The organism is Bradyrhizobium sp. CB1717 (assembly GCF_029714325.1).
In the GTDB taxonomy this organism is placed as follows: domain Bacteria; phylum Pseudomonadota; class Alphaproteobacteria; order Rhizobiales; family Xanthobacteraceae; genus Bradyrhizobium.
This window is the reverse complement of record NZ_CP121666.1, coordinates 6,025,630-6,040,000: the sequence shown is the minus strand read 5'-3', so window position 1 is coordinate 6,040,000 and position 14,371 is coordinate 6,025,630. Positions and strand designations below refer to the sequence as shown.

Genomic DNA, 14,371 nt, shown 5'->3' with positions numbered 1-14,371 from the left:
TGGCTGACAATACATGGAAATTTAGCTGTGCCCCCATGATGGATTGGACCGACCGGCATTGCCGGGTGTTCCACCGTCACCTCACCCGACGGACGCTGCTCTATACGGAGATGCTGACGACGGGCGCCGTCATCCACGGTGATCGGGAACGGCTGCTTGGGTTCGATGCGATCGAGCACCCGGTGGCGCTTCAGCTCGGCGGCTCGGATCCGCGCGAGCTCACGCTGGCGGCGCGGATCGGCGAGGATTTTGGCTATGACGAGATCAACCTCAACGTTGGTTGTCCGTCCGACCGCGTGAAGGACGGCCGCTTCGGCGCCTGCCTGATGGCGGAGCCGGAGCTCGTGGCGCGGTGCGTCGATGCGATGAAGCGCGCAGTTGCCGTTCCCGTCACGGTGAAGTGCCGCATCGGCATCGATGATCAGGATCCGGAAGTGGCACTCGATACGCTCGCGCGAGCGGTGGTTGCGTCCGGCTGCGACGCGCTGATCGTGCATGCGCGAAAAGCCTGGCTCAATGGATTGTCGCCGAAGGAGAACCGCGACATCCCGCCGCTTGATTATGATCGCGTCTATCGTCTCAAGCGCGCAATGCCGGACGTGCCTGTCATCATCAATGGCGGCGTCCCGGGCATCGACGAGGCGAAGGCGCATCTGGCGCATGTCGACGGCGTGATGCTCGGCCGCGCCGCCTATCAGGAGCCGTGGCGGCTGCTCTCTGTCGATGCCGAGATCTTCGGCGCGCCTGCGCCGCACGCGACCATGCAGGACGCATTCGAGGCGATGATGCCCTACATCGAGGAGCAGCTCGCGCGCGGCACGCGGCTGCACGCCATCACGCGGCATTTCGTCGGCGCGTTCCACGCCGTTGCCGGCGCACGTGCGTTCCGCCGCCATCTCGCCGAGCAGGGTGTGAAGCCGGGCGCAGGTGTCGACGTGCTCCGCGATGCGATCGCGCGCGTCGGTGCGCGCGTGCCGGCGGAGGCCGCTGCTTAGCAGCGTCCACCACGGAGAACGAGCCGGATCGCAAGATCCGGCCCTTCGTCGATCCGCAATCAGCGGAACAGGTCGAAATGATAGTTCACGCCGACGCGGAAGGTGTGGAACTTTGCTGCATTCCAGTCCGGCAGATCGTCGTGCTTGAACTCGGTGTAGAGATACTCGGCTTTGGCCGACCATTTCGGCAGGAATGCCCACTCGACGCCGCCGCCTGCGGTCCAGCCCATCTTCATCTTGTTGATCGGGCCGTCTTTCAACTCACCCGCGGCGAGGCCCGCGGTCCCGAAAAACAACAACCGTGAATCCATCGTGGCGATACCGGCGCGGGCCCGGCCGGTCATGAACCAGGGAATGCTCACGGCGGCGCTGTTGGGGGCGTCGTGGTTCTTGATGTCTCCACCCTCGAAGTCGTTCTCGATGCCGACCACGAACATCGGCGAGAGCTGATAGTTATAGCCGATCTGCACGCCGCCGAAGGCGCCCTTGACCTTGCCGCCGCTCACGCCGACGAGGTTGTTGAAGGCATCGTCGCCGCTCTCGGCGTAGCCGGCGTTGAGGCCCGCATAAAGACCGGTCCACGAATACACCGGCTGTGGTGACGTGTAGGCGGAGGAGGGCGCCGCATAGCGCGGCGACAGGCCGGCAGCGCTGGCACTGCCTGCGGCGAACGCCGTGGCAAAGGGCAGGGCGCGCATCGTGCGGCGTAAGGCGGCTCTGGCATTCATGACTCAAATCTCCCACTTGGCCGCTTCCGGCGGGAAGCAGCGCTTGTCCAACCCCGATCCGGGAATGTCAGTGGTTATAAACCGACCAGGCGGTTTGTAAATACCGGAAATGCCACACCCTCTGCGCATTCGGCGGGCTACCCAAGATCGTCGTTGCGATGGAAGGATTAGTCGACGGCCGTGCGCGGGCGGCGGTGGCTGCTCTGCAGCTCGGGATAGCCCGTGAGCATCAGCTTGTCGGCGCGCACGCCCCAGCTCTCCAGGCGGTCGAGGAAGCTCATGCCGAGCAGATTGGTCTTCATCTGGCCGCGCTGCACGACGAGGGCCGGCACCGATTTCTCGACGAGATGGCCGACGGCGAGACGATCGAGCGTGAGCCGTGCCGCCTTGGTGTGGCCGCCTGCGGTCTCGAGGTCGACGTCGTATTCGAGCATTTCGAGCGGCAGCCCGATCGCCTTCGCCGTTTCCCAGGTCAGCACCACGGAGGTCGCGCCGGTGTCGATCACCATCGGTGCGGCGACGCCGTTGATCTTCGCGCGCAGCGCGAATTCGCCGCCCTGGCCGCGCGGGATCTGCACCGCCGGGGGCGGGGCGGCGGTCTGTCCGCGGAAGATGTGCGAGACCTTGTGGCTCGCGCGCGCGATCTGATCAGGGTCGCCATAGGCGACGACGGCCCCCGCTGTGCCGGCGAGCATGATGAGGACGAGGAGGAAGCGGATCATTGCGCACCTCTATAGGTGCGCGGGGCGATCAGGTGCGTTTCGGTGATCCCGCGATCGGCTGCAAACCGGCGTCCGCCATGCGTGCCGGCAACAGCGCCATGACCGAGAGCCGTTCCGCGCTTTCCATTGCGTGCCAGCGCGCGATCTCCGGCAAGGTGCGGCCGCAGCCGAAGCACAGCTTGGTCTTGGGATCGATCATGCAGACCGCGACGCACGGCGTTTCTTTGCTCATTCGGACATAGTGGAGGGTTGTCGGGCATGTCTGCAAGCATCTGGTTAAGAGCCCGTACCTGCGCTCATGATCGGCTTATGGCGCGGCCGGCGTTTCTCGTCGGATACAGCGGACCCTTCAGGCTGGAGCGGTGGAGAATCGTCCGACAGCGGCGCCAGCGCGCTCATCACCCGCTCCGGCGGGAAGGTGACGATCACCTCGGTGCCGATGCGCAGCTTCGATTTCAGCGTGAATGTGCCGCCATGCAGGTCGATCAGGTTCTTGGCGATCGGCAGGCCAAGGCCCGCGCCCTGTTCCGCCGACTTGATCGAGTTGGAGCCCTGGCCGAACGAGGCGAGCACCACCGGGATCTCGTCCTCGGGGATGCCGGAGCCGGTATCCTTCACCGAGAGATACTGTCCGCCCGAGGCGGTCCAGCCGGCCTTGAGCCAGATCTCGCCGCCTTGCGGCGTGAACTTGATCGAGTTGGAGAGCAGGTTGAGCACGACCTGGCGGATCGCACGCTCGTCGGCCCAGAGCCGCGGCATGGCCTGCTCGAACACTTCGTGGATGGTGATGCCGCGGCTGGAGGCGCGCAGCTTCATCAGATGATGGCAGTCCGCGACGATGCCGACCAGCGACACCGCTTCCTCGTTGAGCTCGTAGCGGCCGGCCTCGATCCGCGACAGATCGAGGATCTCGTTGATGAGGTTGAGCAGGTGCACGCCGGAATTATGGATGTCGGCCGAGTACTCCTTGTAGACCGGCACCGCATGCGCGCCGAAGATCTCGCTCTTCATCACCTCGGAGAAACCGAGGATGGCGTTCAGCGGCGTGCGCAGCTCATGGCTCATCTGAGCGAGGAAGCGCGACTTGGCGACGTTGGCGGATTCGGCGCGGTGGCGCGCTTCGTCCGAGATCGCCTTGGCCTGCTCCAGCTCGCCGATCAGCGCGTCCTTCTCGGCCCGCGCTTCGAGCGTCGCGAAGGTCGAGGAGTGCAGGCGATGCGCCAGCAGCACGAAATAGCCTTCTGCGGCAATCGCCAGCGCGGCCAGGATGTAATTGTCCAGCGAGCCGGTCATCGCAAAGCTCAGCGCCATCGCGACCGCAACCGGCGCGGTGGCGGCGAGGGCGGCGATCGGCAAGTTCGCGGCCAGCATGCTCGATACTGCAATCACCAGCAGCATCAGGAACATCATCAGCGTTTCCGTGACCATGTCGAGCACGGGATGGATCAGGATCGCCATCCAGCACAGGCCATAGAGCAGGTCGAGCACGACGAAGCGGGTGCGCCAGGCGCGCGTTGCCGCGGGCGAGGCGGGTTCGGTCAGGAAGCGCCGGCAACTGCGGACCATCGCGCCGTGGATGCAGAGCATCCCGGCGGTCCAGAGCGCGGCCGGGATCGGCTGCATCCACAGGCCAAACAGCACGCCGGTCGCAACCACCAGCAGCATCACGACATAGGAGGCCGACAATCGCGTCTGCGCGTATTGGCGCAGCATCTCGGCGTCGAAGGCCGGCCGGGTTCCGCTGGTCGACGTTAACTTATCGCGGGCCTCGCGCACCCGCTGCGCCGCAGCCCTTCGGCTGCTCGCCGATGGAGCGCTCACCGGCTCGGCCGGAAGCTGCACTACCTCAGGCTTTTCAGCGGGGTTACTCATCGAACAACAACGATTCCTGCCCGCGCCGGGCGCGGGCCTTCTGCATTGTCTATCTCTGGCAAGAAATCCTTAAGAGGTGACTTAAGGAGCTAAAGAATTACGTTAACCCGGCGTTAATTTTGGATCCGGTCAGCGCCGTCAATGCAAGGCCGCGTGCTGCGCAATATAGACCACCGCGCCGGCCAGATAGCCCGCCAGCGCGGGAGGGGCGATGCGGCGGGCGTACCAGAGGAACTCGATCCGCTCGAGGCCCATGGCCGCAACGCCCGCGGCCGAGCCGATGATCAGGATCGAGCCGCCGGTGCCGGCGCAATAGGCGATGAACTCCCAGATGAAGCTATCAGGCGGATAATGCGCGAGGTCGTACATGCCCATGGTCGCGGCGACCAGCGGCACGTTGTCGATGATGGCGCTGAGCAGGCCGAGCGCGACGACGATGACGTCCTGGCGGCCGATCGTGGCATCGAGCCATCTGGCCAGTAGCGACAGCAGGCCGGCATGCTCGAGGCAGGCGACCGCGAGCAGGATGCCGACGAAGAACACGACCGAGCTCATGTCGATCCGGGTCAGCGCGTGCACCAGCGTGAGCGGCTGGCGCACATGCTCCTCCTTGTGGCGGTGCACGATCTCGCCGACCAGCCAGAGCACGCCGAGCCCGAACAGGATGCCCATGAAGGGCGCCAGATGCGTGACCGCCTTGAACGCCGGCACCGCGATCAGCGTGCCGAGCCCGAGATAGAACATCAAATTGCGCTCGAACCGGTCGACGGCCAGGAGTCCGTTGTCCTTTGGCGGCGGTGCGATGGTCTTGCCCCTGAGCGAGAAGCTGATGAAGGCGAGCGGCACCAGCAGATTGAGCAGCGAGGGCAGGAACACCGCGCCCATGATCTTCAGCGGCGTGATCTGCCCGCCGATCCACAGCATGGTCGTGGTGACGTCGCCGATCACGGTCCAGGCGCCGCCGGCATTGGCGGCAATGACGATGAGGGAGGCGAACAGCAGGCGGTCGTCGCGGCGGGCGATCAGCTTCTGGATCAGCGAGATCATGACGATTGTGGTCGTCAGATTGTCCAGGATCGCGCTGAGGAAGAACGTGACGAAGCCGATCAGCCAGATCAGCGTGACCTGGCTCGTCGTGCGGATCAGGGAGGTGATGACCTCGAAGCCGTCATGGGCGTCGATCACCTCGACGATGGTCATGGCGCAGATCAGGAAGAAGACGATCTGCGCGGTGGAGCCGACGGACTCGTCGAGCTGGCGGCCGACCAGTGCGTGGTCGCCGGTTGCGACCGCGTAGATGGTCCACAGCAGCCCCGCGCCGAGCAGCGCTGTGGCGCTCTTGTTGACGCGAAGCGGGTGCTCGAGCGCGATCGCCGCGTAGGCGAGGACGAAGATGGCGGCGATCGCGATCAGCAAGGTCGTTTCAGGTCGTCAGGTATCAGCGATTGAGGCGCGCGAGCAGGCTCGACGTATCCCAGCGCTTGCCGCCCATCTTCTCGACCTCGGCGTAGAACTGATCGACCAGCGCGGTGACAGGCAGATTGGCGCCGTTGCGGCGGGCTTCGGCGATCGCGATCGAGAGGTCCTTGCGCATCCATTCGACCGCGAAGCCGAAATCGTACTTGTCCTCGTTCATGGTCTTGTAGCGGTTTTCCATCTGCCACGACTGCGCGGCGCCTTTCGAGATGGTCTCGATCACGGCGGCGACGTCGAGGCCGCTCTTCTTGGCGAAATGGATGCCCTCGGAGAGACCCTGCACGAGCCCGGCGATGCAGATCTGGTTGACCATCTTGGTCAGCTGGCCCGAACCGGCCGGCCCGAGCAGTTTGCACATCCGCGCATAGGCGCCGGTGATGATCGGCTCGGCGCCGGCATAGACGTCCTCAGCGCCGCCGCACATCACGGTCAGCACGCCATTCTCGGCGCCGGCCTGGCCGCCGGAGACGGGGGCGTCGATGAACTTGAAGCCGGCCTTGGTCGCGGCCGCATCGAGCTCGCGGGCAACCTCGGCGGAGGCGGTGGTGTGGTCGACGAAGGTTGCGCCCTTCTTCATGCCGGCGAATGCACCGTCGGCGCCGATCGTGACCGAGCGCAGGTCGTTGTCGTTGCCGACGCAGCACATCACGAAATCCTGGCCCTCGGCGGCGGCCTTCGGGGTGGCCGCCGTCTTGCCGCCGAACTTGTCCGCCCATTCCTTCGCCTTGGCCGCGGTGCGGTTGTAGACGGTGACCTCATGGCCCCCTTTTTTCACGAGGTGTCCGGCCATGGGGAAGCCCATCACGCCGAGACCGAGGAAAGCGACTTTAGCCATTGTGGTACCTTGTCCGTAGTTTGAGTTTTACGGTTGTAGCCGGGCGGGGGGCGCCCATGCGGCATTTTGAGGTTCCGCTTCGGAGCGGACCGGGCGCACCATAAACCCTTAAGGGCGGAGGGCAACGCCTTCGTTTGGCGCCCTCTTGTGCTAGGATGGCGGACCTCAAGAACTTCAAAACAAGGGAGCGAAACATGGGTGCGGGTTTGGGCGGCGTGAGCGTTGGCGTCCTCGATCATTTCAACATAAGGACCCGGAATCTGGCCGAGACGGTCCGCTTCTACGAAGACGTGCTGGGTCTGGAAAAAGGCGCCCGGCCGAATTTCGCCTTCCCGGGGGCCTGGATGTACAGCGAGGGCAAGGCGGTGGTGCACCTCGTCGATATTTCGTCGACCTCGGAGCCACAAAAGCCGGATTCCGGCGTTGTCCACCATGTCGCCTTCGTCAGCCGCGGGTTTGACGGCATGAAGCAGCGGCTGACGTCCAAAGGGATGAAGTTCGACTCCCGCCAGGTGCCCGGCGGCGACCTCTGGCAGATCTTCGTCCACGACCCCAACGGGGTCATGATCGAGCTGAACTACGAGGCGGCCCTGGAGCAGGGCGCCGCGCCCGCCGAGATGGCTGACGATATCGGCAGGCAGTAGCCTTTTGGTCGTTTCCGCTCTAATGGGGCATCCTGAAGCCTTGGGCCTGATCTGACCGGATCGTGCCCCGTTTGGGAGATGCGCTTTGAGCGTGACGCAGCAACAGGTTCTCGACAGCCTCGCCCGGATCAAGTCGCCGCGCGGGGTTGCGCTCACCAATGCCAATGTGCTGAGCCCGATCAGCGCCTCCGACGGCAAGGTGTTCTTCTCGATCAATGTCGATGCCGCCGAGGCGCGGGCCTGGGAGCCCATCCGGGGCGAGGCCGAGGCCGCGGTGCGCGCCATTCCGGGCGTCACCACCGCGATGGTGGCGCTCACCGCCGAACGCAAGCCGGGCTCGGCGCCTCCGCCACCACCGCAGCCGAGCCGCGGCGCGCCGGGCGTGCAGCCGGTCCATGCGCACAAGCCGCCGCCGCAGGGCGGCGCCCAATCGCCGATGGCGCGGCAGTCGGAGATTCCAGGCGTTGCCGCCGTCATCGCGGTTGCCTCGGGCAAGGGCGGCGTCGGCAAGTCGACCACCGCGCTCAACCTGGCGCTCGGCCTGCGCGACCTCGGCCTCAAGGTCGGGCTGCTCGATGCCGACATCTACGGCCCCTCGGTGCCGCGGCTGACCGGTTTGCGTGACAAGCCGGAGCTGGATGGCGAGCGCAAGATGATTCCGCTGCGGCGCTTCGGCCTTGCCATCATGTCGATCGGCTTCCTGGTGGAAGAGGAGACCGCGATGATCTGGCGCGGGCCGATGGTGATGTCGGCGGTGACACAGATGCTGCGCGACGTCGCCTGGGGCCAGCTCGACGTGCTCGTCGTCGACATGCCGCCCGGCACCGGCGATGCCCAGCTCACGCTGGCGCAGAACGTGCCGCTCAAGGGTGCCGTGATCGTCTCGACCCCGCAGGACCTGTCCCTGATCGACGCGCGGCGGGGGCTTGCGATGTTCAGGAAGGTCAACGTGCCCGTGCTCGGCATCGTCGAGAACATGAGCTATTTCCAGTGCCCGCATTGTGGCACGAAATCCGACATCTTCGGCCATGGCGGGGCGCGGCACGAGGCCGAGAAGCTGGGAGTGCCGTTCCTGGGCGAGATCCCCCTGCACATGGCGATTCGCGCCACCTCGGACGCCGGCAATCCCGTCGTCGACAGCGAGCCGGACGGTCCCCATGCGGCGATCTACCGCGCCATTGCGGGGCAGGTCCGCGACCAGCTCAAGGGCGTCATCGCCGCGGCCTGAGGCAGCCCATCGGGCATGCGACTTTCGTAGAGCCCCGTCATGCCATTGTCGCGTTCCGAAAGAGCCGCGTCCGTGTTAAAGGCCCACGGCAGTCAAGCCCCCTTCGGACCGGCGCGGGCCCAACGCGTCGCCGGAATGAGCGGCAGCAAAAAGAGAAGTTAAGGGGAAACGCCCCAGCAAGGAGAGACCTGAAGATGAAGCGTCGTGATTTTCTCAAAGTGTCGGCAGCAGGCGCGGCGGCGACCGCTGTGGCCTCGCCGGCGATCGCGCAGTCCTCGCCCGAGATCAAGTGGCGCCTGACGTCGAGCTTCCCGAAGTCGCTCGACACCATCTATGGCGGCGGCGAGCAGCTGGCGAAGTACGTCGCCGAGATGACCGACAACAAGTTCCAGATCCAGGTGTTCGCGGCGGGCGAAGTCGTCCCCGGCCTCCAGGCGCTCGACGCGACCTCGAACGGCACGGTCGAGATGTGCCACACGGTCTCGTACTACTACGTCGGCAAGGACCCGACCTGGGCGATCTACGCCTCGGTGCCGTTCGGCCTCAACGCCCGCCAGCAGAACTCCTGGTGGTACCAGGGCGGCGGCCAGGAGCTCGGCAACGAGTTCTTCAAGAAGTCGAACGTGATCGGCTTCCCCTGCGGCAACACCGGCACCCAGATGGGCGGCTGGTTCCGCAAGGAGATCAAGACCGTTGCCGATCTCTCCGGCCTGAAGATGCGCATCGGCGGCATCGCCGGCCAGGTGCTGCAGAAGGTCGGCGTGGTGCCGCAGCAACTCGCCGGCGGCGACATCTATCCGGCGCTGGAGAAGGGCACCATCGACGCCGCCGAGTGGGTCGGCCCCTACGATGACGAGAAGCTCGGCTTCGCCAAGGTTGCCAAGTACTACTATTATCCGGGTTTCTGGGAAGGCGGTCCGATGGTCCATGCCTTCACCAATCTGGAAAAGTGGAACTCGCTGCCGAAGAACTACCAGGCGATCCTCACCAACGCGGCGGCCAATGCCAACAGCTGGATGGCCGCGCGCTACGACATGCAGAACCCGGCGGCGCTGAAGCGTCTGGTTGCCGGCGGCACCCAGCTTCGTCCGTTCACCAACGAGGTGCTCGAGGCCTGCCTCAAGTCGACCAACGAATTGTGGGCGGAGATCTCGGCCAAGAACGCCGACTTCAAGAAGTCGATCGACGCCATGCAGGCTTACCGCTCCGACGAATATCTGTGGTGGCAGGTCGCCGAATACACCTACGACAGCTTCATGATCCGCTCGCGTACTCGCGGCTGATCGTTCGAACAAGTCGCAAGAGGGGAAAGCCCGGCCTCGAGAAGAGGTCGGGCTTTTTCTTTGCCGCGGCGCGTCGGAAGGGCCAAACAAAAAAATATCGAAAACAACCCCATGCACAGTAGAGGCGGGGTGAGGCACGTTGTCCTGGGCGACGTGGCTAATCGTCTGACATGTTAGGAGAAATCAGCGCGACCGGGCAATCCTGGCGCGGCCGTTGCCAACGCGGCGATTTTTGCTTGGCACGACCGACATCGTCATTTGGCGCGCGTCTGTTTCCAATCGTCATTGCGAGCCAACGGGTCCGCGCAAAGCGCGGCCCGATGACAGGCTCCGCGAAGCAATCCAGAGTCCCTCCGCGGAAAGATTCTGGATTGCTTCGCTGCGCTCGCAATGACGAGCGGATGGAGTGGGGCTCAGCCGAGTCGGAGAGCCGTTTTGACTCGTCGGGCAAAACAGTGGCAGAATGTCATCATCGTATAATCCGAAATCGGTGCATGGTGCCGATCCCCAGGACATGACGATGAGCTTCGATCCCGATGACGTTCAACGCGCGCTGAGCAAGGCATGGTCGCTGTCGACTTCCAGCCAATGGAGGGCTGACAATCCAGCGGCGGGGCAATGCAACGTCACGTCGCTGCTGATCCACGATCACTTCGGCGGTGACCTGCTGAAGACGCCGCTGCCGGCCGGCGACCATTTCTACAACCGGATCGAAGGCACGCGGTACGACTTCACGGCGAGCCAGTTCGATCGGCCGATCGCTTACGTGGACTTGCCGACCAATCGAGCCGAGGCGGAGTTGGGCGCGACAGGCGAACAACTGGCAGAACTCAGGGCCGCGTTTCAGAGGCATCGACCGCAGTCAGCTTAGGGGCAGCGCATCGGGCTCGCCGAACCATCGCGCAGTGACCCGAGACACTTCCTCACCGCCCGAAGTTTTTTCGGTCGCCCAGGCCACGACGCCATCGGGGCGCACGAGCAAGGCGGTCAGGCCCAATCGATCCTTCACGTCTTTCGCAACATAGTTGATCCGGCCGCCCCAGCGGCTCGCAAGCGCCTGGAGCGATGAGCGGTCGTCAAAATCCAGCAACAATCCTTTTCCGGTTCTGAGGCGCTCGCTCAGCCTTGTCCCGTCGGCGAATTCGAAGTCGGGCGCACTTCGGCCCACCAGAGCATGGCCAGCGCCAAGGTCATAGCGGAGAGAGACGCCCCACACGCGTTCGGCGAAGTACGTCGCACCATCGCGTGTGTCGATCAGATCGCGAACGATTGCTTCGAGCGCGCGCGAACTCCTGCTGGGGCGCATGAGCGCGACCTGGGCGCGTGACCAGTCGAGGACTTTTGCGCCCGCCGGATGTCGCTCGGCCGAATAGGTGTCGAGCAGGAGGGCCGGCGCATCGCCACGAATGGTCGCTGCGAGCTTCCATCCAAGATTCATGGCATCGCCGAAGCCGAGGTTGAGGCCCTGGCCGCCCAGCGGCGAATGGACGTGCGCGGCGTCGCCCGCGAGCAGAACGCGGCCTTTGCGGTAGCCGGTTGCCTGATAGGCACGATCGGTCCAGGTGGTCGCGAGCAGCAGGGCAGTCACCTTTACATCGACGCCTGAGACCTTGCGAAGCACTGCCTCGATATGGTCGCGCTGCGGTTCTGTGCGGTGGGCCGCACCGCCGTCGAAATCGACCATCGCGATCGTACCGGGCGCGGCAAATGTGTACATGCCTGAGGGCGTGTAATGGCGACCCGGCCTAAGCGCGCTCGGATCGGACAGCTCGACCTGCACCGAATAGCCGGTGAACTCCGGCTCGGTGCCGGTGAAGCCGATGCCGGCCGCCTTTCGCACGCTGCTACGCCCGCCGTCGCAACCAACGAGCCAGCGGCCGTTGAACGTTGCGCCAGTCACCTCGACGGCAACGCCATCGCCCGATTGCGTGAAGGCCTCGACGCTGCAGCCGCGCCGGATCTCTGTACCCAGCGCCTCGGCGCGGATCGCAAGAATGGACTCGATGCTCGCCATGTCGGCCGCAACGCTTCCGATCGGGCCGGGCAGGCGGTACGGCCATTGCGTGCTGTCGATCTGGTCGTGGAAGAACTGGATGCCGGCGAAATGACCGCCGGGGCGTCGCTGCTGCTGCATCCAGTGCGCGGCTGCCGGCGCGTTGCGGCTCACTGCGCGGGCTTTCAGATCATCCAGCAAGCCGCGGCGCTCGAAGCTCTCGATGCTCGGCACCGAAAGGCCGCGCAGACCAAACGGCAGGCTCTTCAGCGGGGAGTGCGGGGCTTGTGCCTTCTCCAGCACCAGCACCGAACAACCGGCAAGCCGCAATTCGCAAGCCAGAAACAGGCCAACGGGACCGGCGCCGGCGATGATCACGTCATAGGGAATCGTGTGGGAGGGCTGCATAAAATGCTCCGTTGTCGATATTCGACTGTCGATGTTCGACCGGAGCGTTTCCCAGATTTGAGACCTCACGGACGAACGTGTGGTCGCCTCAACAGCGACCGTGTTCGTCGTGGGGATCTCAGGCCTGAGGCCAAAGACCAGAGCTTTCGTTACCGAAAGGACTTGGGCTTACCAGACCAAGTCTGCCTTTTCCGACGTGGTCATTTAGTCGTTTGATCGCAGCCGCGTCAACGGGCTTTCCTGCGAGCTATTGACCAGCTCCTGCCATGTTGGGGCGCTTCGTAGCCAGCTCCGGCGTGCAGGGTGCGTCTTCAATCGTTCTATTTGAGAGGGCGGGGCTTGATGTCCGCCATCTCGACATGCGCGATACGTAGTTTTTCGGTGTTCCTTTTGCGGAACGATCAGGCTATCGGGAACCGGCAATCGGGCTGAAGCTGCGGCGGAATCATCACCGCCGTTCCGGCTTCACGGGACGGTATACCGGACCCAACAAGTCCCGACGGGAATTCAACCTTCATCGAATACGGCGGCATCTCGATCCTTGATCGAGATGCCAGGACGGCCGTTGTCTGGGGACTTATCAGTGACAATGGCAATTGAGATTTTACAACTCCTGGTACGCTCGGCCGACAGCTGGATTTTTGAAGGCAGCCTTTCGGGTCTGAGCGACCGGGAATGGATGACCTTGCGCTATCTTGCCCGTGCAAACAGGTTTTCGAGGACGCCGAGCGCTCTTGCCAGCTTCCTGGGGACGACCCGCAGCGCCGCATCGCAGATTGCCGCCGCGCTGCAGAGCAAGGGATTGATGGTCCGCAAGCCAATTGCGGAAGACAAGCGCTCGATTGCGCTCTGTCTCACGGCAGAGGGCGAGAAATTCCTCGAGCGTGATCCGATGAATGCCCTGCGAGATCGGCTCGTTGCACTCGATGTCATCGACCGATCCCGGCTGCGCGACACGCTTCGCAGCGTCCTCGACGGGCTCGATGTCGGCAAGCGCCGCCATCATGCCGAGATTTGCACTGAATGCATGTTCCTGATCGAGAGGGGCGAGGGAAAGGACAGACATTTCAGGTGCCAGTTCTTCAGGAAACCCATCGCCCAGAAGGACACGACCCTGCTTTGCGCCTATTTCGAGGAACGAAGCGAGAGAGGTCAGCTGCAGGCAGGCCCGTAAGACCTCGTGGCGCAGGACATGCAGGCGTCTGCTATTTCCCGCGATACCTGAGCGCCTCGACCAGCAGCGAAAAGGCCGGCGAGGGTTGGCGGCGGCTCGGATAGTACAGATGATAGCCCGAGAACGGCGGACACCAGTCCGACAACACCCTGACCAGCTTGCCGGCGGACAGGTGGTGCTGCACATGTCCCTCCGTGAGATAGGCGAGGCCCAGGCCCTTGAGCGCTCCGTCCAGCAGAAGGCCGGCGCTGTTGAAGACGAGCTGTCCGTCGACGCGCACATTCAGTTCGCGGCCGCCTTTCTCGAACTCCCACGCATACAGGCTGCCGCCATGGGTCGGAAGGCGCAGGTTGAGGCAGTTGTGATGCGTCAGATCCTGCGGGATCCTCGGGCGCTTGCGTGCGACGAAATAGGAAGGCGAACCAACCACGGCCATGCGAAGGTCGGGGCTGACGCGCACTGCGATCATGTCCTTGGCCACGAGTTCACCGGGGCGAATGCCGGCGTCGACCTGCTGCGCCACGATGTTGGTGAGGCCGTAGTCGATGACGATCTCGACATGGATGTCAGGGTATTTCGGAAGGAGCTTCGTCAGTGCCGGCAGCACGATTTCGGATGCCGCATATTCGGTCGCGGTCAGCCGCACCGTTCCGGCCGGTTTCTCCCTGAGCTCGCTGAGCGCGGCGAGGTCGGCGTCGATCTCGCTGAATTTGGGAGCGATGCTTGCAAACAGGCGTTCGCCGGCCTGGGTCGGCGTGACGCTCCGCGTCGTCCGGTTGAGCAGCCGCATGCCGAGCCGCTCCTCCAGGTTCCGGATGATCTGGCTGAGCGCGGACTGCGTCATGCCGAGCTTCGCCGCTGCGCGCGTGAAGCTGCGTTCGCGCGCCACCGCGAGGAAGGCAAGGAGATCGCCGGCGTCGTCCCGGTTCATTGATTAGCCCAGCTAATGACTGCATTCGAAATCTATCACCTAATCAGGGGAGCGCGGAAGCTCTAGGTTCGGCTCAGCCAAT

The 14,371-nt window shown here is 64.3% G+C and carries 14 protein-coding genes; 6 read left to right on the top strand and 8 right to left on the bottom strand.

The genetic code is table 11. The features are described from left to right. Positions 1 to 35 precede the first annotated feature (35 nt). A complete protein-coding gene (gene dusA / locus QA649_RS28830; RefSeq protein ID WP_283020155.1) occupies positions 36 to 995 on the top strand; it encodes a tRNA dihydrouridine(20/20a) synthase DusA in 960 nt (319 codons plus the stop codon). Between the two features lie 59 nt (positions 996 to 1,054). On the opposite strand, the gene QA649_RS28825 is transcribed toward dusA, so the two are convergent. From QA649_RS28825 to QA649_RS28800, 6 genes are all read right to left on the bottom strand, one after another. Next, the gene (locus QA649_RS28825) at positions 1,055 to 1,723 is read right to left on the bottom strand and encodes an outer membrane beta-barrel protein (protein ID WP_283020154.1); all 669 of its coding nucleotides are present in this window, start codon (positions 1,721 to 1,723) and stop codon (positions 1,055 to 1,057) included. A 167-nt stretch (positions 1,724 to 1,890) separates the two neighbouring features. After that, positions 1,891 to 2,445 (bottom strand): TIGR02281 family clan AA aspartic protease, encoded by a 555-nt coding sequence (locus QA649_RS28820; RefSeq protein WP_260384606.1) that lies wholly within the window; start codon positions 2,443 to 2,445, stop codon positions 1,891 to 1,893. Between the two features lie 28 nt (positions 2,446 to 2,473). After that, the gene (locus QA649_RS28815) at positions 2,474 to 2,677 is read right to left on the bottom strand and encodes a DUF1289 domain-containing protein (RefSeq protein WP_018645472.1); all 204 of its coding nucleotides are present in this window, start codon (positions 2,675 to 2,677) and stop codon (positions 2,474 to 2,476) included. A gap of 44 nt (positions 2,678 to 2,721) precedes the next feature. Beyond that, positions 2,722 to 4,317, bottom strand: coding sequence for a HAMP domain-containing sensor histidine kinase (locus tag QA649_RS28810; RefSeq protein WP_260384604.1), 1,596 nt, complete (start codon positions 4,315 to 4,317; stop codon positions 2,722 to 2,724). Positions 4,318 to 4,455: 138 nt separating this feature from the next. Continuing rightward, positions 4,456 to 5,733 carry a sodium:proton antiporter NhaD gene (nhaD, locus tag QA649_RS28805; protein ID WP_283020153.1) on the bottom strand — a complete coding sequence of 426 codons (1,278 nt, stop codon included), beginning with the start codon at positions 5,731 to 5,733 and terminating at the stop codon, positions 4,456 to 4,458. Between the two features lie 22 nt (positions 5,734 to 5,755). Beyond that, positions 5,756 to 6,628, bottom strand: coding sequence for an NAD(P)-dependent oxidoreductase (locus tag QA649_RS28800; protein ID WP_018645475.1), 873 nt, complete (start codon positions 6,626 to 6,628; stop codon positions 5,756 to 5,758). Between the two features lie 194 nt (positions 6,629 to 6,822). Between QA649_RS28800 and QA649_RS28795 the strand changes: the two genes are divergently transcribed. The 4 genes from QA649_RS28795 (at position 6,823) to QA649_RS28780 (ending at position 10,654) form a co-directional block, all read left to right on the top strand. Further along, positions 6,823 to 7,272, top strand: a complete 450-nt coding sequence (locus QA649_RS28795) for a VOC family protein (RefSeq protein WP_283020152.1) — start codon at positions 6,823 to 6,825, stop codon at positions 7,270 to 7,272. 85 nt (positions 7,273 to 7,357) lie between these two features. Continuing rightward, on the top strand, positions 7,358 to 8,500 hold the full coding sequence (locus tag QA649_RS28790; RefSeq protein WP_283020151.1) for an Mrp/NBP35 family ATP-binding protein: 1,143 nt from the start codon (positions 7,358 to 7,360) through the stop codon (positions 8,498 to 8,500). 194 nt (positions 8,501 to 8,694) lie between these two features. Then, positions 8,695 to 9,783 carry a TRAP transporter substrate-binding protein gene (locus QA649_RS28785; protein WP_283020150.1) on the top strand — a complete coding sequence of 363 codons (1,089 nt, stop codon included), beginning with the start codon at positions 8,695 to 8,697 and terminating at the stop codon, positions 9,781 to 9,783. A gap of 520 nt (positions 9,784 to 10,303) precedes the next feature. Continuing rightward, entirely contained in the window at positions 10,304 to 10,654 is a 351-nt protein-coding gene (locus QA649_RS28780) for a hypothetical protein (RefSeq protein ID WP_283020149.1), read from the top strand. On the opposite strand, the gene QA649_RS28775 is transcribed toward QA649_RS28780, so the two are convergent. After that, positions 10,646 to 12,184, bottom strand: a complete 1,539-nt coding sequence (locus QA649_RS28775; protein ID WP_283020148.1) for an FAD-dependent monooxygenase — start codon at positions 12,182 to 12,184, stop codon at positions 10,646 to 10,648. The two genes, QA649_RS28780 and QA649_RS28775, sit on opposite strands and share 9 nt — an antisense overlap. 589 nt (positions 12,185 to 12,773) lie before the next feature. Here QA649_RS28775 and QA649_RS28770 point away from each other — a divergent pair. Beyond that, entirely contained in the window at positions 12,774 to 13,358 is a 585-nt protein-coding gene (locus tag QA649_RS28770; protein ID WP_283020147.1) for a MarR family transcriptional regulator, read from the top strand. Positions 13,359 to 13,389: 31 nt separating this feature from the next. Here the strand turns inward: QA649_RS28770 and QA649_RS28765 are convergent, their stop codons facing one another. After that, complete coding sequence (locus QA649_RS28765) at positions 13,390 to 14,289, bottom strand: LysR family transcriptional regulator (protein ID WP_283020146.1); 900 nt, start codon at positions 14,287 to 14,289, stop codon at positions 13,390 to 13,392. Positions 14,290 to 14,371: the final 82 nt, after the last annotated feature.